We start from the raw sequence: 20,479 nt of genomic DNA on the forward strand, positions 1-20,479 counted from the left end.
TAACTGCTGGGGCAGGGCACGAACCCACCCCACGAAACCCATCTGAGGATAGGAAGTCATGCGGTTTAGAATGCGGGAACGCTTCCAGACGGAAGGCGAACTTGACGGTCTCCCGCCGCACGCGCTGCTCAACATCCTCCGCCTGCCGGAGGAGGAATACCGCAGCCCCTGGAGGCTCATCGGCCGCCGCATGCTCTACGCCCTCGGCCTCATCCTCGGGGTGGCGCTGCTGACCTACCGGGGCAGGGCGGGATACACCGGCATCGAAACCTTCATCGACGCGGTGTACTACTCAACGATCACCCTGTCGACCACCGGATACGGCGACGTCACCCCGGTCAGCCAGCAGGAACGCCTCATCACGGCCCTGATCGTCACCCCCTTAAGAATCGTCTTCCTCGCCCTGCTGGTCGGCACGACGCTGACCGTGCTGACGAAGGAATCCCGCCAAACCTTCATGATCCGCCGCTGGAGGAAAAGAATGCGCAACCACACCATCGTCATCGGCTACGGCACGAAGGGCCGGTCTGCCGTGGCAGCCCTCCTCGCCGACGGCGTCTCCCCATCCCAGATCGTGGTCGTGGACCTCGACCGGGAAGCACTCGACCTCGCCAACGCCCAGGGTCTGGTCACCGTCCACGGCTCGGCGACCCGCTCCGACGTGCTGAAACTCGCCGGTGTGAACCGCGCCCGGGCCGTCGTCGTCGCCCCGAACCAGGACGACACCGCCGTGCTGGTCACCCTCTCTGTCCGAGAGATCGCGCCTTCGGCCACCATCATCGCCAGCGTGCGTGAATCCGATAACTCCCACTTGCTGCGCCAGTCCGGCGCGGACTCCGTGGTGGTGTCAAGTGAGACCGCCGGCCGCCTCATGGGTCTGGCGACCGTCACCCCATCCGTGACTGAAATGATGGAGGACCTGCTCTCCCCGGACGAGGGCTTCTCCATCGCCGAACGCCCCGCCAAGGAAGAAGAGGTCGGCGGCAACCCGCGCGTGCTGGAGGACATCGTGCTTGGCATCGTCCGCTCCGGCGCGCTGTACCGCATCGACTCCGCCGAAGCCGAGACCGTCGAACCGGGAGACCGCATCCTCTACGTCCGCGGCATGGGCAACCTCGAGGAGGGAGAGTAATTGGAGACCAGGGACCACCTGGATCCGGAACAACTACGCGCAGCAACCGCCCCCCGCGGGCCGGTCGCGATCATCGCGGGAGCGGGCACCGGCAAGACCCGCACCATCACCCACCGCATCGCCCACCTCGTGGATGGCGGCTTCGTCAACCCCGACCAGGTGCTGGCCGTGACCTTCACTTCCCGGGCTGCCTCCGAGATGCGGGAACGCCTCGCGATGATGAACGTCGCGCGCGTCCAAGCCCGCACCTTCCACGCCTCCGCCATGCGCCAGCTCGGATACTTCTGGCCGAAATACGCCGGCGACCTGCCGTGGAAGCTCGTGGACTCCAAGTTCCCGCTCATGTCCCGTGCCGCCCGAGGTGCTGGCCTGGAGCCCACCACTACGCTGCTCAAGGACCTGATCGGCGAGGTGGAGTGGTGCAAATCCTCCCTCGTCGTCGCGGAGGACTACCCGAAGGTCATGGTGCCGGAGCGCCGCGACTGCCCCGTGAGCCCCGAGCAGTTCATCAAGGTGTTTAAGAACTACGAGCAGCTCAAGGCCACGCCCGAGGGCATGCTGCTGGACTTCGACGACCTGTTGCTGAATATGGCCGCCGCCATCGAGTCCAACGTCGGTATCGCCGAGGAGTTCCGCTCCCAGTACCGCACCTTCGTGGTCGACGAGTATCAGGACGTCACTCCGCTGCAGCAACGCCTGCTTGATGCCTGGCTCGGCGAGCGCGACGACCTCACCGTCGTGGGCGACGCCAACCAGACCATTTACTCCTTCAACGGAGCCAGCCCCAGCTACCTGCTGGACTTCACCACGAAGTTCCCCGAGGCCACGACCGTGCGCCTACACCGGGACTACCGTTCCACTCCGCAGGTCGTGGAGCTAGCCAACGAGGTGATCGGCAAGGCCAAGGGCCGGGCCGCCGGGACCCGGCTGAAGCTGGAGGGCCAGCGCCCCGACGGCCCGGAGCCGGAGTTCGTGGAGTACCCCGATGAGGTCGCAGAGGCCAAGGGGGTGGCGGAGAAGATCGCCCAGCTGATCAAACAGGGCGTGCAGCCCGCGGAGATCGCGGTGCTGTACCGCATTAACGCTCAGGCCGGTGCACTCGAGTACGCCCTGGAGGAAGCCGGGATCCCGTACCAGGTCAAGGGCGGGGAGGGCTTCTTCTCTCGCGCCGAGATCCGGCAGGGCCTGGGTTCGCTGGCAAAGAGCGCGCGGAACTTCGGTGGCCAGCCGGCCGGTGAGCCAGGCAGTGCTGCTGGAGCAGAGGGCACCGGACCGGAGACCCGGGAGGAGATCCTCAACGCAGCAAAGGCTGCACTCGCCCCGGTGGGCCTCACCGCCGCCGAGCCCAGCGGTGCGCAGGAGCGCCAGCGCTGGCAGTCCCTCAACGCCTTGGTGGAGCTGATCGAGGAGATCCTCACCGCGAACCCACAGATCAGCTACCTCGGGGTCATCGGCATGCTGCAGGAGCGGGTGCGCTCCAAGAACCCGCCGAAGGTGCAGGGCGTGACCCTGGTCAGCGTGCACATGGCCAAGGGCCTGGAGTGGGACGCCGTCTTCCTCGTCGGCCTCTACGAGGGCATGTTCCCGATCCACCACGCACTCAAGGGCGCAGGTGCCGCCGACGCGATCGAGGAGGAGCGCCGCCTGCTCTACGTCGGCGTGACCCGCGCCCGAGAGCACCTTCACCTCTCGTGGGCCCTCGCCCGGCAGGAGGGCGGCAAACAATCCCGCGTGCGCACCCGCTTCCTCGACGACCTGGTGCCGTGGGAGGACGAGGACGACGGCGAACTGGCCATCGATCTGGACCAGGCGCGACGTCGTCGGAAAACGGGCGCCCCGAAGAACGCCTGCGCCGTCTGTGGCACGCCCCTGTCCACTCCGGAGGCGAAGATCCTCGGCCGCTGCGGGCAGCACTCGCTGGAAACCGACCAGGTGGTCATCGGGGAGCTGCGCGAGTGGCGGCTGGAGACCGCGAAGTCCATGGGCGTGCCGGCGTACGTGGTGTTCACGGATGCCACGCTGCTGGCCATCGCGCAGCGCATGCCCGCCAGCCCAGCGGAGCTCATTCAGGTCCCGGGGGTGGGGCCGATGAAGATCGAGCAGTTCGGGGAGGACGTCCTCGCCATCACCGCGAACTACGCCTCAGGATAGTGGCGTTGGTGCGCGAGCACACGGGGGCCTAGCGGGTCGGGTCGAGACCAAGGCCAGCCTCGGCCATGCGGCAGAGCACGCACTCCGGTTCGCGCCGCACCTCCTCAGGCTGGATAGCGAAACCTGCGGTGTCGAAGAACTGGCGCCGGGTGAGTAGGGGCGGGATCGCGGCCGGATCCGAGCCGGCGTCGCGCCACGGGATGATGTGCTCCCGAATGATCTGGGTGGTGATCTCCGCCAGCAGGCCGTGTTCCGCGGTGGTGTAGCTGACCGGCCGGGCGGTGGCCTGCGCCCGGGTGCTGCGCCACAGCGCGTCGCGTTCCAGGTAGGCCTGGTCGATGCAGCTCAAGCACGCGGTGCGCCCGGGGATGATCAGCGGGCCGAAGGTGAGGCACCCGTCGATCACCCCGGTGGGGTAGTGGGGAATGAGCTTTTCGTGCAGCCAGAACTGCACATCCGGCGGCGGGAAGAGCCCACCCGGTAGGATCAGCACGTCCTTTCGGGCGGTGCGGCCCTGGCTGGTGATGACCTGTCCAGCCCGGGCGTCGCTGGTGGTGCGTGGCGCCTCCAACCAGTCCACCTTCACGCCATGGGTGAAAAGGGCATCGGCGAGCGCCAGGGAGGGCTTGCCGAAGCGCAGCAGCGGGATGGCCTGCTCCTCGGTTACGACCAGCACTCCGGCCCGCGTGAGTTCTTCCGCGATGGAAGCCGCCTCCATGGCGGTGAAGCCGCAGTACCCCAGGGTGGCGGTGAGATCCTCGGCGGTCATGCCCGCGCGGGCTTGCATCATTACCTGCAGCACCTGGCCGGGATCCACGGAGGGTGGCACCGGAAGGACCACCGCGTTGCCGGGGTGGATACCGAACTGGATGCTGCGGTCCGGCCGCATCAGCACCGCCGTGCCGGGTCGAAGAACCATCCGCGCGGGTGGACTGGGGCGCGCGGTAGAAACCGCAGTGTGTAGCCCCTGTGACCTGGTCTTCTCGGCGGTCGCGTGCGCCATTATTCCCCCTCGGTGTGGCAGCTCCCCTCGGCGCGGCCCCATCCGCGCCCGGGCGACCCCCTGCCGCCCGTGTGCTGTATCTGCGCAGAATTGTAGCCACGCAGGCGCCGTGGCGTGGGCAAAGCGCGAAACCCCGCAGGCACATCGCGTACACCCCGCGGGCGCAGCGGCGGCGCCACGCGAAGGTTTTCCCACACCACCAGGCAGCTAACATGGCCTGTCATGAACAGCGCCCAGCCCACCGCCACGCAACGCAAGGCCCAGCAGGCCGCCGCGCGGCTATCAACCCCGACCCGCCCGGTGGAGGTGCGGCTTTCGGCGCGGCGGAAGAAAACCATCACCGCCCGTTGGGAAGGCACCAAGGTCGTGCTGCTCGCCCCGGCCGCGATGGGGCTGGAGCGGCTGGTGGCAGCGGGGGAGGGGCTGATCACCCGGCTGGAGAAGAAAGCCACCCGGGCCACGAACCACAAACGCAGCGACGAGCAGCTCCAGGCCCTGGCCGAGGCGCTCAATGATAAGTACCTGGGCGGCCGGGCGGAGTGGACCTCCATCACCTGGGTGGAGAACATGACGACCCGCTGGGGCAGCTGCACCCCCAGCACCGGGCGGATTCGTATCTCCCACCGGCTCAAGCAGGTGCCGGACTACGTGCTGAACTCCGTGGTCATCCACGAACTGGTGCACACGTGGATCCCCAACCACGGCCCAGACTTTTGGGAATGGGCTCGCCACACCCCGCAGCTCGAGCGGGCCCGCGGGTACCTCGAGGCCTATCAGCGCTGGGGATGCCCCGGCGACGGCCCGGAGTCACAGCTCTAGGCGCGGCGCCGACGACGACGTTCGACGCCCCCGTTCACGACGGTCCCCCGTTCCCGACGCCCCCCGTCCCCAGAATCTAGCGCTCGCCGTTGCCGTTGTCGTCGCCGTCGCTCTTTCCAGCGTCGTCCTCGTCGTCCTTCGACTCCGGGGTCTGATCCCGCTTGTCATCCTGCTCTGGACGGCGGCGGTTGGTGCGCTCCTCGCGCGGCCCGCCCTGGCGGTTCAACTCCGCCTCCAGCTTCTCGATCTCGCTGATCGGGTCGAAGTCCTCCTCCTCGCCGTCGAAAGCTACCTTGCCGATAAACCCAGCCGGGTTGTCGAGGTCCTTCGCCGTCGGCAGCAGGTCCGGGTGATCCCAGATGCCGTCGCGCTTCTCCGCGCCCACGGCCTCGTCCAGCTTGTGCCACAGACCAGCGGCATCGTTGGCACGTGGCGCGAGCAGGGAAATACCCACCGTCTTGCTCAGGGCCTCCATCTCCGGGGACTCGGTGTTGCGGTAGGAGGACCATGCCGCGGTGAGGATCGGTGCATTCGGCATCCGGTCTGCCAGCGCCTGGCCGACCACGTAATCCACCCAGCCCTCCACGAGGCTCAGGCTGGTCTCCAGCCGCTCGCGGGCGTGCGCATTGGCGGACACGACCTTGGGGGAGAGGTCCTGGCCCTGCATCTGAGCCATCATCTCCTGCATCTTCGCCGGATCATTCATCGATTCCGGGTCGAGCTCCCGCATCGCCTCCTCCATGGCGGAGGTATCCAGCGCCAGCCCGCGGGCGAACTCCTCAACATCCAGGATGAGGCGCTCGGCCAGCCACGGCACGTGCTTGAACAGGCGGTGGTGTGCGGCCTCGCGGGTCGCCAGGTAAATCAGCGCCTCCCGCTTATCCGTGCCCAGCTTCTCGGCCATGGACTCCAGCTGCGCGGTCGCCACAGCCGCCACGTTTCCCCCTGCCAGTGGCATTCCCCACTGTGTGGAGTGGCTGACACCCGTCGCCAGCTCGCCCAGCGTGTGGCCCAACTGCATGGAGAAGTTCATCGCATTGACCTGGCGCATGATGCCGGCCAGCGGACCCATCTGATCCCGCATCTCCTCCGGGATCTCACCCATCGCGGCCTCGCCGAGCTTCTCCGCCAGCGGGGTGAAGATCCGCTTCCAGGTCTCCAGCGTCTCCTCCAGCCACTGCTCCGGGCCGAAGGCGACGGAACCGGTCGCGCCCGCAGGCAGCGTCGTCGCCCCGTCCAGCCACAGCTCCGCCAGACGAACGGACTCAGCCACGGCCTGGGAATCCGACTGGCTCGGCGCACTGGACTCCGAGCCCCGCTGTGGGCCAGCCCCGAAGCCGAAGAACAAACCGCCGAACGGGTTCTGCCCGCCCTGGCCGGCCTGCTGCTTGCTGCGGATGTGCTGGCGAGCGGTGCGCTCCACCATCGAATAGTTCACGGCATCATCGGCACCCGTGCTGTTCAGATCCGCACCAAAGCCGCTGAACATCGAGCCGAACTGGTTCAACAGATCGCCGAGGTTCCCACCACCGAAGCCACCGCCGAAGGGATTCGACTGCCCAGAACCACCCGAGCCGCCCGGGCCACCAAAGATGAATTCGAAAGGATTATTACCTCGACCGTCGCCCTGGCCGCCACGACCGTCACCGCCGTTCTGACCATCCTTGTGGTCATCATCGTCGCGGCCGTTGTCGTCGCCGTTGCCACCGTTGTTGTTGGGGTGCATGCCGAAGCCGAAATTACTCATGCCAACAACCTTACTGATCGCAGCGGACAGCGCCCCACCAAAATCTGCCCATTCCGTGTGCTGTGAGCGAACGGCGCCACCGCCGCGACCCGTCACTCTTCCTGATTAAGGACGTCGGCCCGTAGCCACCCCCCGGCCTCGCCTTAACAACACGAGCCCCACGAGCAGGTAGGGTATGAACGATGAAAATCTGGAACCGTCGCAACCGAACGATCGCGCTGGGCGCCGCCCCGGTAGTCGTCCTGGTGACCCTGCTTGGCCTGCCGAGCATCCCGGGCACCGATATCGACCTGACGGTTCCCTACGCAGCAGAGGGCAAGGGCCCGACCTTCAACACCCTCGGCGAGGAGGGCGGCAAGCAGGTCGTCGAGGTCACCGGTGCGGAGACCAGTAAGCCCGCCGGTCACCTCAACATGACCACCGTCTCCGTGCACACCAAGCTCACCCTGGGCCAGGCGCTCGCCCGGTGGCTGACCACAGACGACACCCTCGTGCCGATCGGCCAGATCTTCCCCGCGAATAAGTCGCCCGAGGAAGTCCAGCAGCAGAATCAGGCTGCTTTTGCCGCCTCGGAGTCGAACGCCACCACCGCGGCGATGAACTACCTCAACAAGCCGCTGGAAACCGCCGTCATCGACGTGCTGGACGACGCACCGGCAGCGGGGAAAATCAAGGTCAACGACGTCATCCGCGAGGTCGGTGGGCGCCCCATCACAACGCCCGATGAACTCGCCCGCGTGGTCGGCGAGCACGCGCCGGGCGACGAGATCGACGTCCTCGTGGAACGGCAGGGCAAGGAGGAAACGGTGACCGTCACGCTCGGGGAGCCGCCGAAGCACCTCCAGCGGGCCGGGCAGGGCTCCGCGTTCCTGGGCGTGACCTCCGTGTCCCAGCCTGCGGGTGAGATCCGCGTGCGCTATAACCTGCAGGACGTCGGCGGACCTTCCGCGGGGCTGATGTTCTCCCTCGCCGTCGTGGACAAGCTAACCCCGCAAGATCTGACGGGCGGCGCGTTCGTCGCGGGCACCGGCTCCATCGATGCTGCCGGCCAGGTCGGTGCCATCGGCGGGATCACCCACAAGATCCGCGCCGCCGCGGATGCCGGGGCCGAGTATTTCCTGGTGCCCGCCGGTAACTGTGCCGAGGCGCTCACCGTGGAGGACGCCGGGCCGAAGCTGGTGAAAGTCGACTCCCTCGAGGATGCGGTCAAGGACCTCGAGGGCATTCGCTCCGGCGGCGGCTTTGACACCTGCAGCTAGGGGCAGCAAAGCCTAGCTAAGCCCTAGCGAACCCGCTAGTCCACGAAGGTGGCGCGCAGCGCGGCGATCACGCCCGGCGCAATATCCTCCCCGCCCCGCAGCTCTACGCGGTCCTGGCCGAAGGGGTCAGCCGCGAGTTCTTCCTCGGTCGGGCGCAACTGCAGCAACGTGCGTTCGGAACCATCGCCGGCGGCCGCGGCGCCGTCCCGGGCGCCTGCGTCCAAGATGCCGCTGAACAGTCGGGCCTGCTGCGGGGCAGCGTCCTCGCCCAGGGAGGAGTCCAGGAAGGAGATCTCCTGGGCCAGGATCGCACCCACCACCTGCGAAGGCCAGCGGATGGAGGCGACGAACTCGCCCAGCTCCTCCGATCCGGGGCGAATGTGCTCCGGCAGGTCGTCCTGCACGATCAGGGAGAGCGGGTTGCGGGCCTCGGTGAGCTCCAGGGCGTCGGCGACCAGCTCCGTCGGAACGAGAGCGAACAGGGTAGCGGGACGGTCCCAACCTTCGGCCTGGATGAAATCCACGGCTTCCATGAGGGCGGCGTTCAAGATGCGGTCATCGTTGAGGTTCATGGCCGCGATTTTAACCCGCCGTCCGCGGGGCGGCGGCAGCCAACAGCGGTAGGGGCAAAAACCCATTTCGCGAGAAAAGTTTTACTACGTATTCTGGACAGTTAGATCTGATCCTGCGTAGGAAGTAGTGAACCCTTGAGTATGTCGGCACAGCCTCCATCTGGCGCCTCATCTGCAAACTTCACGCCCTCGCGCCGTTCCAAGATTATCGCCGGCCTGGTCATGGCGCTGGGCGTGGCGTTCTTCTTGGTGCCCATCGTGGTTGGCGCGTACACGGACTGGCAGTGGTTCCGTGACCTGGAATATCAGGGCGTATTCTTCGGCGTGATCATCACCCGCGTGATCCTATTCCTGATCTTCGGCCTGGTTGCGGGGGTGATCGTCTGGCTGGCAGCCTTTGCCGCCTACCGCAAGGGGCCGACTAGCCTCGAGTCGCTCGGCTCAGCCTCGCCACTGGCTGCGAACCGCCCGGCAATCCGTCAAACCGTCCGCCCCATGCTGGTGTGGCTGCCGATCCTGGCGGGCATCGTCGTCGGCCTGGTCGCGCAGGGCAACTGGCGCCGCGCGATGCTGTTCTGGAACTCCTCTTCCTTCGGGGTGGAGGATCCGCAGTTCGGCAAGGACCTAAGTTTCTACGCCTTTAACCTGCCGATGCTGAACCTCATCCTGGGGATGCTCAGCTTCATCCTCATCATCGCGTTCTTCGTCAACGGCATCGGTCACTACCTGCTGGGCTCCATCACCACCGGTAACCCGCGGGTGGGGGAGAAGGCGAAGGTTGCTCCGGCGGCCCGCCGTCAGCTGGCGATCATCGCTGGCATTTGGATGATCGTGAAGGCCGTGGGCTACTGGTTCGACCGCTACGACCTGCTCAACCGCCAGCACGACACCTTCACTGGTGGCTCCTACACGGATATCAACGCCGTCCTGCCCGCGAAGATCGTCCTGCTCGTCGTCGCCATCTTCGTCGCTGCCTTGTTCTTCCTCACCATCGTGATGAAGGACCTGCGCATCCCGGCGCTCGCCGTGGCCCTGATGCTGCTGACCTCGCTTGTCGCCGGCGTGGCCTGGCCAGCGATCCTGGAGCAGTTCTCCGTCGCGCCGAACCGCGCGGAGAAGGAGCGCGAGTACATCGCCCGCAACATCGACGCCACCCGCCACGCCTACGGCCTCGGGGACGATAATGTCACCTACGAGCGCAACTGGGGCACCAAGCAGGGCGGCAAGAAGGCGGAGCGCTCCATCGCCCAGGACGACGTCACTCTCTCCAACATCCGTCTTCTCGACCCGCAGGTTCTGTCCCCGACGTTCACCCAGCAACAGCAGCTGCGTAACTTCTACGGCTTCTCCGATGAACTCGCCGTGGACCGCTACGAGGTTGATGGCAAGATGCGTGACTTTGTCGTCGCAGCTCGTGAGCTGAACCCCAATACCCTGGAAGGCAACCAGCAGGACTGGATCAACCGCCACACCGTCTACACCCACGGCAACGGCTTCATCGCCGCCCCGGCCCGCAAGGTCGACGAGGTGGCCCGCGACGTCGGTTCCGCCCGCGGTGGCTACCCGGTCTACACCGTCGCCGACCTGCAGTCCCTGGAGCGGGGCCGCCAGGGTGGCGAGCTGGAGCTGGATCTGAAGCAGCCGCGTATCTACTTCGGCCCGCTGATCGCCTCCAACCCGACGCCGAACTCGGACTACGCCATCGTCGGCCGTTCCGGCGGCAACCCGCTGGAGTACGACACCGAGGACAGCAACTACACCTACACCGGTAAGGGCGGGGTGGACGTCAATAATCCATTCAACCGCCTGATGTACGCCGCGCACTTCGAGTCGATGAACCTGCTGCTCACCGACCGCATCGGCGAGAATTCCCGCATCCTGTACAACCGCGACCCCCGCGAGCGTGTGCACAAGGTGGCGCCGTGGCTGACCACGGATTCGAAGACCTACCCGACCGTCATCGACGGCCGCATCAAGTGGGTCGTGGACGGATACACCACCCTGACGGACCTGCCCTACTCCGAGCGCACCAGCCTGACGGAGACCACGACGGACACGACCAACCCCGATGGTGTCCGCCGTGAGCAGCTGGTCACCGACAAGGTCAGCTACATCCGTAACTCCGTCAAGGCCACCGTCGATGCGTACGACGGCACCGTCGAGCTCTACGAATTCGACGAGAAGGACCCCGTCCTGAAGGCCTGGCGCGGCGCGTTCCCGGACGTCGTGAAGCCGAAGTCCGAAATCAGCGACGAGCTGATGCAGCACCTGCGCTACCCAGGTGACATGTTCAAGGTGCAGCGCGAGCTCATCGCCCGCTACCACGTCAGCGACCCGGGCGTGTTCTTCCAGAACGACGCCTTCTGGTCCGTGCCGTCCGACCCGACGGCCAAGGAGAACAAGGGCGAGCTGGCGCAGCCGCCGTACTACGTGGTCGCCGCCGATCCGGAGACCGGTAAGCCGAGCTTCCAGCTAATCACCCCGTTCCGTGGCCTGCGTCGTGAGTTCCTGGCCGCGCACATGACCGTCTCCTCTGATCCGGAGAACTATGGCAAGATCCACGTGCGCGTGCTGCCGACCCAGACGCAGACCCAGGGTCCGAAGCAGGCGCAGGACACGATGATGTCCTCCGACGAGGTCGCCCGCGAGCGCACCCTCCTGGAGGGGTCGAATGACGTCATTAACGGCAACCTGTTGACCCTGCCCGTCGGCGACGGTCAGGTTCTCTACGTGGAGCCGGTGTACTCCAAGCGCAAGGACCAGGAGTCCGCGTTCCCGAAGCTGCTGCGTGTCCTGGTGTCCTATAACGGACAGGTCGGTTACGCTCCGACGATCGCCGAGGCGCTGCAGCAGGTGGGCATCGACCCGGCAGCGGCCACGGACCTGGAAGAGGTCGACGGCAGCGTCGTGGCCCCAGGCAAGGGCGATAAGAAGGACGAAGGCGAGTCCGGTAAGGGCGAGGATAAGGACCAGGAGCAGGGCTCCGGGGCGGCCGGTCAGCTGCCACAGGGCGACGCTGCTGACAAGGTCCGGGATGCGATGGACAAGGTCAACCGCACCCGCCAGTCCGGCTCCTTCGAGGAGTTCGGCAAGGCCCTCGACGAGCTGGACAAGGCAGTCCGCGAGCTGCAGTCCCAGCAGTAGGGGCGGGCTGGGAGCCCTAGGATGGGATCCCCAGCTGGGTGACCGCATGGCCGCCCAGTAGCTAGCCCCCTGATCGCCCGTTGGTCGCGGCGCTCGATGGAAGAGCGCAGGCCAGCGGGCGATTTTGCTTTTCTATGAAGCCTTGTTAGGCTAGTCGATGTTGCAGACAGAGGTCAGCCAAGGAATTGGTTGAGTCTGTACTCGCAAGCGTCGCGGGGTGGAGCAGCTCGGTAGCTCGCTGGGCTCATAACCCAGAGGTCGTAGGTTCGAATCCTGCCCCCGCTACCAACTTCCAAGCCCCTACCAGGAGAAACACTGGTAGGGGCTTTAGTTATTTCTCTTAAGGCCGGCGGATTCGGGTTAAACGACAAAATGTGTGTCTGACTCCGGCGTGTCGCGGGGTTAGATGTGGCCTTTTTGGATGCCGATTGAGTGTGTGTAGTCGGTGTCGATAGCGTTGTCGTAGAGGGCTGGTCGTCCAGTTTCGTGGTCGGCTTGGTTCTCGTTGTGGGTCAGGGTGGATACTTTGGCGAGTTGGTCCTGGCCCCAGTTGGACTGCCTGGCGATCTCAACGGGGCCGTCAGGCAGTTCCGTTTGCAGGTACAGCCACCAATCCAGCATCCGGCGTTGGTGTTCACCGGATCTGCCGCGGTGGGTGCGGGCAAGCAGTTTCAACTGGGCGTTGATGCCGCCTTCCAGGCTGTTGGTGGTGGATTTGATCCGGCTGACATCGAGGACACCGTCAGGTGGGTCGAGATAGACAAATAACAGCTGGTTGCGCCATAGGTGGTTGAGGCTGTTGTAGGCCTTGCGGGTGCGTTCATGCGTCCATGACCAGGTGTGTTGCCGTGTCGCTGGGTCGGTTGTGAACGTTTTCTGGTTCATCCAGTCGCGGTAGATAGTGCCGTATTCGTGCAGTTGTGCACCCCACTCGGCTGCCTCGTCAAGAGCGGTGATCTTCGTGAGGTTGAGCGCGAGCTGGTAAATCGCTCGTCCTGCATCGGTGCGGGGGCGTGAGGTGGTGTGCCGACGCACCACGCGTTGGGCGTGAACGAGGCAGCGCTGCACTTTCGTTGCAGGCCAGCATGTCTTGATTGCGCTGGCAGCGCCTTGGCCGCCGTCGATGACAGCGATCAGGGGCGCGGGGATACGTTCGAGGAGCCTTTGGTAGTCGCGGGTGGTCTCACGTGTGCACCAGTGCCAAGCGATGACGTGATCCAAGGTGGCGGCAACAATCAAGCATCCGCCGGCGGTGTAGGTGCCGTCAAGAAAGACCTGGTCGTAGACCCGGCCTTCGTGCCCGATCGTGGGATCGGGGACATCAACTAGCCAGAAGTGTTCAAACCGGCGTTGCAGGGTACGCGGATGACACCCTGCTTCGGCGGCAGCGGTTTCCAAGCTCGCACCGGTTGTGAGGTGGGTGATAAATGCTGCGAAGGCTGCTGAGTTGGTGATATCGGGGCGCTGCTTGGTGGTGGAAGCGCCGCAGATTTTGCACCGCCACCGGGTGCGGTTGGCGGAGGTCTTACCGTTGCGTTTCATCTCCCCGCCGCAGTGGCAGCGTGGTCTGTTCTTCGGCATTGATCAATGCCAACACCAGCTCCTACCACACGCTGCTGTCACACCCGGTATTTCGCCGCCCCGGGGCGGATATATGCTCTAGGAGCATATACTTTCCGGATTACCCCTGATCAACCCAAACAAATCGACGAATCCGGACACACATTTGGGGATGCGGACGGGATCTTGGAGGATTCCACTTATGAACCGTTCGTACACAGATCAGCAGCGTCGCAGAGCGATTGAGGTTTATAAGCGCACTCAGTCGGTGACGAAGACGACCCGGCAGCTGGGGTATCCGGGGAGATGGACGCTGTACAAATGGTTGCGTGAACCCACCACTCCAGGTAGACCGCGTAAGCAGGCGAAAACCTTGACGCGTTACCCGTTTGAGGTCAAGCTTCGTGCTGTCGAACTTTTCAACGCCGGCTGGAGCCCAGCTGACATCGCTCAAGAATGTGGGCTGAGGTCAAAAATGAGCGTCTATTCTTGGACACAACGCCATCGTGAAGAGGGACAATGGGGGCTGATGTCGAAAAAGGAACGAGAAGAACGTGCTCGCATCCCCACCCGAGCAGCCCTTGAAAAATCTTTGCCGGATGATCCATCTGAACTGAAAGAACAGATGGCCAAGCTGCTGGTCGAGAAAGCTGTATTGGAAAAGGAGCTGGAGCTTGTAAAAAAAGACGTCAGCGTCATCCCAGGTCAGCTCAGTAATAGACAAAAGACCGCAGTGGTTGACGCGCTACGCCCTGACTTCCCCTTGCCGATGCTGCTCGCCTCTATCGGCCTTGCACAATCGAGTTTTTACTACCACCTTCAACAACGCAGCCGGCCCGATAAGCACGAGCATATCCGTGACATACTCCATGCCATCGACGCGCAGTCGGACAACACGTACGGCTATCGACGCATGTGGTGGGAGTTGCGTCATCGTGGGATCATCATCAGCGAGAAGGTTGTTCGTCGCCTCATGCGCGAAGAAGGAATCGTGCCCCGCTTTCCGAAACGCAAGTGGAGGTACTCCAGCTATCAGGGAGAAATTTCACCAGCTCCGGACAACTTGGTGAACCGTAATTTTCACGCTGACAGCCCAAACAAGTTGTGGCTAACTGACATCAGTGTTTTTGCAGCTCACGATAGTCGCGTGTACCTCTCTGCCATAATCGACTGTTTTGACGGCAAGGTCGTCGCCGCGAAAACAAGCGTGCACCCCACTATGGAGTTGGCGCAGGAAACCCTGCTTGCTGCCATTGAAGCGGAGCAGCCAGAAGCAGATGGTTCCCTGGTGCTTCATTCTGACCGGGGTGCACATTACCGCGGTAGCACCTGGCGCAGTTTGACCGCTAAATACGGGATTGTCAGCTCAATGTCTAAAAAGGGTTGCAGCCCAGATAACGCAGCGTGTGAAGGATTTTTCGGCCGTATGAAAAATGAGATGTACTACGGCAAGGTTTGGCAAACCACCAAAGAGCTCGAAGAAGCCATCGCGCGATACATCGAGTTCTATAACAACCACCGGATCAAAACCAGTCTAGGCGGTGTGAGTATCACCGCCTACCGAAAACTTCATGTAGCGTGACCCGAAACTGTCCAACAAAATGTCCGCGTCCCCTTTTGTCCTTTAACCCTCCTGGGACTCAAATCGGGACTTTAGCGATGGCATTTTGTCACTTAAGCCGGTTTGGAAGTGATGGGGTTAAGTGACAATTTTCGATTTTGTGACCTTGGATGACTGTGTCGTTTTGAGGAGTCGTCTGCACGGATTTCAGAAGTCCTCTGCACTATCGCCATCCACTCCGGAGAGGCCGCGGGCGTTCGTCCACTTCATCTGGAACGCGACTCGACAGAGCACATCCAATAGGATGGTCTTTTTCTCCCTGCGAAGGATGGGGGCAGTTTAGGATGCCAGGGTGTTGACCAGATCGAGGAATTCCTCAGCGTAGGCAATTTGCTTGCGTAGCTTTTCGTAGCGGGTGCGCGTCTCCTCACGAATGTCGGCAAGGGTGGCCTTGGCATTACTCCGTGCCTGCTGTGCGGGATCACTGTCCTGCACGCCATCCGAACTATGAAGAATCTCCGCAGCTTCCAGGAATTCCCGCATCTGATCCAGAGTAAACCCCAGCGGTTTCATCCGTCGCACCAGCAAAACACGACGTACATCAGCCTCACTATAAAGCCTGAACCCACCAGGGCTACGCCCCGATGGGCTAATCAGGCCGACGTTGTCATAATGACGCAAGGTGGGAATCGACAACCCCGTCTGGTCAACGACCTCGCCGATCTTGAAATTACTGTTTTGCATTGCCTGTTCTCCTTCACGGTGATGTTGCCCACGGGTTCCTGTGCCTGGGTTGGCGGTTGAGCAAAACTCCCGCTACCATAACCACCATCACCAACCCTAAAGCTACTAGAGGGTTGGATTCCTTTCGGGCGTTCGCCCAGTTAACTATCCCCTCAAAGATTGGACATCTATGACTGAAACTAGCACGGTGGCTCCGCGCCCCCAATCTGATCCGGAGGGCACCGACGCCCCCAACGGAGTCGTCGCATCCTTCCGCTACGCGTTCTCCTCACTCACCCGCCTCCGCAAGGAGGTCCTGGCCGGCCTAGCCGTCGCACTCGCGCTGATCCCTGAGGCGATCGCCTTTTCCATCCTCGCCGGTGTCGACCCAGCCGTCGGCTTGTTCTCCTCGGTGGTCATGTCGATCGCGATCGCCTTCACCGGTGGCCGCCCGGCGATGATCACCGGTGCTACCGGTGCGATCGCCCTAGTCATTGCTCCTGTGGCGCGTGATTACGGGATGGATTATTTCATCGCCACCGTCCTGCTGGCCGGCGTCATCCAGATCGTGATGGCTTTGCTGGGGGTGGCGAAACTCCAGCGGTTTATCCCTAGGTCGGTGATGCTCGGCTTCGTCAACGCACTGGGAATCATGATCTTCACCGCCCAGCTCGAGCACCTGATCGACGTGCCCTGGATGGTCTACCCCCTGGTGGGCCTGGGCGTGTTGATCATGATCTTCTGGCCGAAGGTCACCGGGGTGATCCCGGCCCCGCTGATCACGATCATCGTGGTGACCGGCCTGGCCATTGTTGCCGGCTTCACCGTCCCGACGGTCTCGGACATGGGCCAGATGCCTGAGTCCCTGCCGGAACTATTCATCCCGAACGTGCCCCTCACGCTGGAAACCCTCCAGATCATCGCCCCCTACGCCCTGGCCATGGCCGTGGTCGGTCTCATGGAATCGTTGATGACCGCCAAGCTCGTCGACGACATCACCGACACCCACTCCGATAAGACCCGCGAAAGCTGGGGCCAGGGTGTCGCGAACATCACCTCCGGCTTCTTCGGCGGCATGGGTGGCTGCGCGATGATCGGCCAGACCATGATCAACGTCCGCGAATCCGGCGCACGCACCCGACTATCCACCCTGCTCTCGGGTGTCTTCCTGCTCATCCTCGTCCTGGCACTAGGCGATATCGTCGGAATGATCCCCATGGCCGCCCTGGTCGCGATCATGATCATGGTCTCGGTCGGCACCGTGAACTGGCATTCCGTGCACCCACGCACACTCAAACTCATGCCGGTGAGCGAAACCATCGTCATGGCCGTGACGATTATTGCCACCCTAGCCACCCACAACCTGGCGATTGGTGTGGTCCTGGGTGTGGTCACCGCGATGATCATGTTCGCCCGCCGGGTGGCCCACTTGGTTCGGATCGAGATGGTTCGCGAGCTCGACGTGGACCGCGACGGCACGATCGATATTCGCACCTACCGGGTCTCCGGACAGCTGTTCTGGGCATCAAGCAATGACCTGGTCTACCAGTTCGACTACACCGATGAAGCCGACCACATCATCATCGACATGATGATGGCCGAGATCTGGGACGCCTCCACGGTGGCCACCCTCGATTCGATCACCCAGAAATTCCAGGACAAGGGTAAAACCGTGTCCATTATCGGGCTCGACGGTCCCAGTCAGGACCGGCTGAACCGCCTGTCTGGCCGGCTTGGCACCGGCCACTAACATCCCCCGACTCGAGCACATCGACTTGGCGCCCCAACTTATAACCGGGGCGCCAGTTTATTGGTGCTGTTGCAAAGTTGGGGCATAGGAAGAGCATAAAAGAAGCGTAGCGGTTAACCGCTACGCTGTGTTGTGGGGATTTTTACTTTTTACGGTGCACGTGTTCTAGTTAGTGGTTCGTTTCTTTCCTCGGGTGATTGCGACGGTATTCCTCGACTAAGTGAGCAATACCCGGCGCAGCCTGGGACAACATCCAGGTCATAAGCGCTATAAGAACCCCTATGACGATAAGTGTTAACGCCAACCAGCCCAGTGTTGGGCCGATGCCGTTGGCCTCCTGGACGTGACCCCACAAGGCAGACACGCCGTCGGGTATGCCGAGCATACTTAGCAGCCCGTTCCCCAAGGCTCCGACAGCAACGAGTGCGATAGCAACGAAGAGAACACTGGCTGCAATCCACGAGGCAGACATGCAGGCCTTAATAAAGTTCGTGTTCGACTTTTCCATGTCGTCGTTGTACTTTTTGCGCTCTGCACGTATCTTCTCCAGCAGCTTTTCGTTGGACTCCTTCTCCTGGAGCAGGGCGCTGCGAGCCTTCTTAGATGCTTCTGCTGCCTTGTGCAGGCTTTCGGACTCTTTCGACATTGCCTCAGATACAGCTACTTCTACCAGCGGTTCCAGGCTAGAAGTCAGGCTCGAAGTCATCTGAGCGTTCAGGCTCTGGGCTACTGCTTGGCTGGAATCCTTGTCGAGATGGATGGGGCTTTCGGCTGCTTTGAGTACCAGCTGTTGCATCCTTGTCAGACGCGACATCTGCTCGCTTATCTCGATTAGGTACCCTTTTACCCCCTCCAGGCCGTTGGGCAGATCCTCGATGTTCCTTATCAGCCCGGTGATCATCTGCTGCACTTCCATCATCGTTACTTGGAAGTGACTGCTGCTCACGTAGTTCTTGTTTGCGGCGAGATTGCTTTTTACGTTCCTTAATTCGCTTTCCGCTTGCGTCAACCTCGTCGAGAAGTCGCTGGGCAGAGAACTGAGAATGTCCCCTGTATTCTCCGGCAGACTCTTCAGTTTCTCCTGCAGCGTCTTGATAGCCTTCTCCGCCTTGTCCAGGCGTGGGCTGAGAACCTTCAAGACGCTGTCCATCTTGCCTTTCGCCGCTGCTTGGGCTAGCTTCGTCATCTCGGTCACTGACACCATGATTGAATACCTCCTGGTTGTTATAGTTTTCTTCCTCCTCGTCATCGAGAAGGCTGGAGCCGTATTTCGCCTCCAGGTCGTCATCGGTTGAATTGGCTTGAAGTGCTGCAAGCTGCCGCGCAAGAAGGGCTGATTGGGCCTCGTTAACGCGTTCGGTCACACCCTCTAGCGAGTAGCTGCGGCCCAATTTTGAGCCAGCTTTAGCTGCTTTACGCTTTCGAGTACGTCCGGCCTTCGTGGTGTTCGTGAAGTAGGCATCCTCGCCGTCGTCGTCGACCAGGGCCACGGTTAGCGACTCACCCTCGGTTTTTGAGTTGGGCTGCACTTTTAGAGACAGGTTGTATTTGCCAGCAATCTCTACTGCCTTCGCCAGTGGGTCGTCAGCATCTGCCACCTGTTTATCCGCGCACAGCTCATCCATGCGCTTGCGGGCAAAATCAGCCCACGTGGCTGCGGTCAGCTCATCCACGCCCAGGCCCGTCGAGTCTGTGGACTTGCCCTCCTTGCGTGCCCTGCGCTCAGCAGGAAGCAGCGATATTTCCGGCTCTCGCTCCAGGACACGCATCCCCAAATCGCGCATCAGCTCGTCGTTGATATTGCGCAGCTTGTACCAGTTGCGCATATCCCGAGGTGCAGCCTTCTTTGTCTGCGTATCGTGGTTGGCAAAGACGGTATGGTTGTGGACACAGTCGCTTTTACTGTCGGTGTGCGTAGCCACGGTAAACGGAACTCCCGTGCCCTGCGTCAGCCGCATCGCCAGCTCTGAGCCAGCCGCATTAGCCCGAGCTACATCGGCCGGGTTATCCTTATCCAGCTCGTCTTTAGCCCACGATTGGATATAAATAATTGCTTCGTCAGTGCGCTGAGCCGGAGCACATCGCTCCATTTCTTCCACACTGGCTTCCATGAAGTCCACACCCGACCAACGGCCAGCCGTAGCCTCCGGAGAAAACGATTCAGCGTTAGGTTGAACCGTGCATAAAGCATCGGCTCGCACCTCACCCTTGCGGGCATTGTCTGCCGTTCCATAGACGGCGTAGACCGTTGCCGCGCGGATATTCTGGCTGTAGTTAATCTTGATTGTGGACAAAGTCCTTCACCTCTTTGCGAAGAGAAGAAACCTCGGAGCCAATGCTTTCTACAGCCTCAGACACGGGGGCCACGCCGTCGATATTCGCGCGGCGAGCCAACTGGTTTAGATTGACGCCAATCCGCCGCAGTTGGTCGTTCATCTCGTCCAGGCGGCGCAGCGTGTCCGGGGCCAAACGCTTTTGCGTCAGCACGCTCTCCTCCTCCGCGAGGACATAGAGAGCTTCCCGGAACACGACGGCCTTTTGCACCCCTACGACCCGTACGACCTCCTCGACAAATCGGTCTAAATCCTTATCGAGGCGCACGGTTGTACGCGAATATGTCGAGAACTTGTCTCGCATATCCACCTCCTACTTATCGTGCTTACTGTGGCAGGGTGGCCCCGACTGCTGATGCAGCCAGGGCCACAGTCTGTTTGTAAGGGTCACGCTTCTCCGGTGTCGGCCCCCTGAATCTGCGGGGCAGATTCAGGCGTACTCGCCACCGTCAAAGACGGCCCTCACAAACAGGCGGCCAGCAAATACGTGCCGCCAGAACGAAACTAAGCCTTGGGGAAGATTCCATCGACCGCGTCGTTGATGCTTTACCGCCGCGAGGTCCATACGAAGCGAAAATCACGGTCCGACTATGGGACGGAACGACTTACCGCCCGACAATCCGGGCAAGGACAAAGGGGGAATTCCGGCGAATTGCCGTCGAGAAGCGGGATAGCAAGCTCAACTCGACGTCGACCAATTGGGATAAGAGCAAGAACTTCTCGGC

15 protein-coding genes and 1 tRNA gene are annotated in these 20,479 nt (G+C 62.5%); 8 read left to right on the forward strand and 8 right to left on the reverse strand.

Annotation, left to right across the window (positions count from 1 at the left end; genetic code table 11):
* The first annotated feature begins 58 nt into the window (after window positions 1-58).
* Together CU_RS02515 and CU_RS02520 are read left to right on the forward strand one after the other, a co-directional pair.
* Window positions 59-1,132 (forward strand): potassium channel family protein, encoded by a 1,074-nt coding sequence (locus tag CU_RS02515; RefSeq protein ID WP_012359758.1) that lies wholly within the window; start codon window positions 59-61, stop codon window positions 1,130-1,132.
* The gene (locus tag CU_RS02520) at window positions 1,133-3,283 is read left to right on the forward strand and encodes an ATP-dependent DNA helicase UvrD2 (protein ID WP_012359759.1); all 2,151 of its coding nucleotides are present in this window, start codon (window positions 1,133-1,135) and stop codon (window positions 3,281-3,283) included.
* A gap of 28 nt (window positions 3,284-3,311) precedes the next feature.
* Here the strand turns inward: CU_RS02520 and CU_RS02525 are convergent, their stop codons facing one another.
* Complete coding sequence (locus CU_RS02525) at window positions 3,312-4,202, reverse strand: hypothetical protein (protein WP_231837728.1); 891 nt, start codon at window positions 4,200-4,202, stop codon at window positions 3,312-3,314.
* A 306-nt stretch (window positions 4,203-4,508) separates the two neighbouring features.
* Here CU_RS02525 and CU_RS02530 point away from each other — a divergent pair, with 306 nt between their 5' ends.
* Entirely contained in the window at window positions 4,509-5,105 is a 597-nt protein-coding gene (locus CU_RS02530) for a M48 metallopeptidase family protein (RefSeq protein WP_012359761.1), read from the forward strand.
* Between the two features lie 76 nt (window positions 5,106-5,181).
* Here the strand turns inward: CU_RS02530 and CU_RS02535 are convergent, their stop codons facing one another.
* Complete coding sequence (locus CU_RS02535; protein ID WP_169847095.1) at window positions 5,182-6,852, reverse strand: zinc-dependent metalloprotease; 1,671 nt, start codon at window positions 6,850-6,852, stop codon at window positions 5,182-5,184.
* 182 nt (window positions 6,853-7,034) lie between these two features.
* Between CU_RS02535 and CU_RS02540 the strand changes: the two genes are divergently transcribed.
* Window positions 7,035-8,111, forward strand: coding sequence for a YlbL family protein (locus tag CU_RS02540; protein ID WP_012359763.1), 1,077 nt, complete (start codon window positions 7,035-7,037; stop codon window positions 8,109-8,111).
* A gap of 35 nt (window positions 8,112-8,146) precedes the next feature.
* Here CU_RS02540 and CU_RS02545 read toward each other — a convergent pair whose 3' ends face one another.
* Window positions 8,147-8,683 (reverse strand): PPA1309 family protein, encoded by a 537-nt coding sequence (locus CU_RS02545; RefSeq protein WP_041628461.1) that lies wholly within the window; start codon window positions 8,681-8,683, stop codon window positions 8,147-8,149.
* A gap of 141 nt (window positions 8,684-8,824) precedes the next feature.
* Here CU_RS02545 and CU_RS02550 point away from each other — a divergent pair, with 141 nt between their 5' ends.
* Both CU_RS02550 and CU_RS02555 read left to right on the forward strand, forming a co-directional pair.
* Window positions 8,825-11,827: a UPF0182 family protein gene (locus CU_RS02550; protein ID WP_012359765.1), complete on the forward strand. Its 3,003-nt coding sequence runs from the start codon at window positions 8,825-8,827 to the stop codon at window positions 11,825-11,827.
* Window positions 11,828-12,038: 211 nt separating this feature from the next.
* Window positions 12,039-12,115: transfer RNA gene (locus tag CU_RS02555), tRNA-Met, on the forward strand.
* 114 nt (window positions 12,116-12,229) lie between these two features.
* Here CU_RS02555 and CU_RS02560 read toward each other — a convergent pair.
* Window positions 12,230-13,408 (reverse strand): IS256-like element ISCur2 family transposase, encoded by a 1,179-nt coding sequence (locus CU_RS02560; RefSeq protein ID WP_012359766.1) that lies wholly within the window; start codon window positions 13,406-13,408, stop codon window positions 12,230-12,232.
* Between the two features lie 181 nt (window positions 13,409-13,589).
* Here CU_RS02560 and CU_RS02565 point away from each other — a divergent pair, with 181 nt between their 5' ends.
* A complete protein-coding gene (locus CU_RS02565; RefSeq protein ID WP_012360835.1) occupies window positions 13,590-14,969 on the forward strand; it encodes an IS3 family transposase in 1,380 nt (459 codons plus the stop codon).
* A gap of 318 nt (window positions 14,970-15,287) precedes the next feature.
* On the opposite strand, the gene CU_RS02570 is transcribed toward CU_RS02565, so the two are convergent.
* Complete coding sequence (locus tag CU_RS02570; RefSeq protein ID WP_012359767.1) at window positions 15,288-15,692, reverse strand: MerR family transcriptional regulator; 405 nt, start codon at window positions 15,690-15,692, stop codon at window positions 15,288-15,290.
* Between the two features lie 169 nt (window positions 15,693-15,861).
* Here CU_RS02570 and CU_RS02575 point away from each other — a divergent pair, with 169 nt between their 5' ends.
* A complete protein-coding gene (locus CU_RS02575; RefSeq protein WP_012359768.1) occupies window positions 15,862-17,421 on the forward strand; it encodes a SulP family inorganic anion transporter in 1,560 nt (519 codons plus the stop codon).
* Between the two features lie 169 nt (window positions 17,422-17,590).
* Here CU_RS02575 and CU_RS02580 read toward each other — a convergent pair whose 3' ends face one another.
* From CU_RS02580 to CU_RS02585, 3 genes are read right to left on the reverse strand one after another with little or no spacing between them, the layout of a single operon-like run.
* Window positions 17,591-18,067, reverse strand: coding sequence for a hypothetical protein (locus tag CU_RS02580; protein WP_012359769.1), 477 nt, complete (start codon window positions 18,065-18,067; stop codon window positions 17,591-17,593).
* 37 nt (window positions 18,068-18,104) lie between these two features.
* On the reverse strand, window positions 18,105-19,715 hold the full coding sequence (locus tag CU_RS10295) for a relaxase/mobilization nuclease domain-containing protein (protein ID WP_012359770.1): 1,611 nt from the start codon (window positions 19,713-19,715) through the stop codon (window positions 18,105-18,107).
* Complete coding sequence (locus tag CU_RS02585; protein ID WP_012359771.1) at window positions 19,696-20,058, reverse strand: MobC family plasmid mobilization relaxosome protein; 363 nt, start codon at window positions 20,056-20,058, stop codon at window positions 19,696-19,698. Before CU_RS02585 ends, CU_RS10295 begins: the two co-directional genes overlap by 20 nt.
* Window positions 20,059-20,479: the final 421 nt, after the last annotated feature.

Source organism: Corynebacterium urealyticum DSM 7109, from assembly GCF_000069945.1.
In the GTDB taxonomy this organism is placed as follows: domain Bacteria; phylum Actinomycetota; class Actinomycetes; order Mycobacteriales; family Mycobacteriaceae; genus Corynebacterium; species Corynebacterium urealyticum.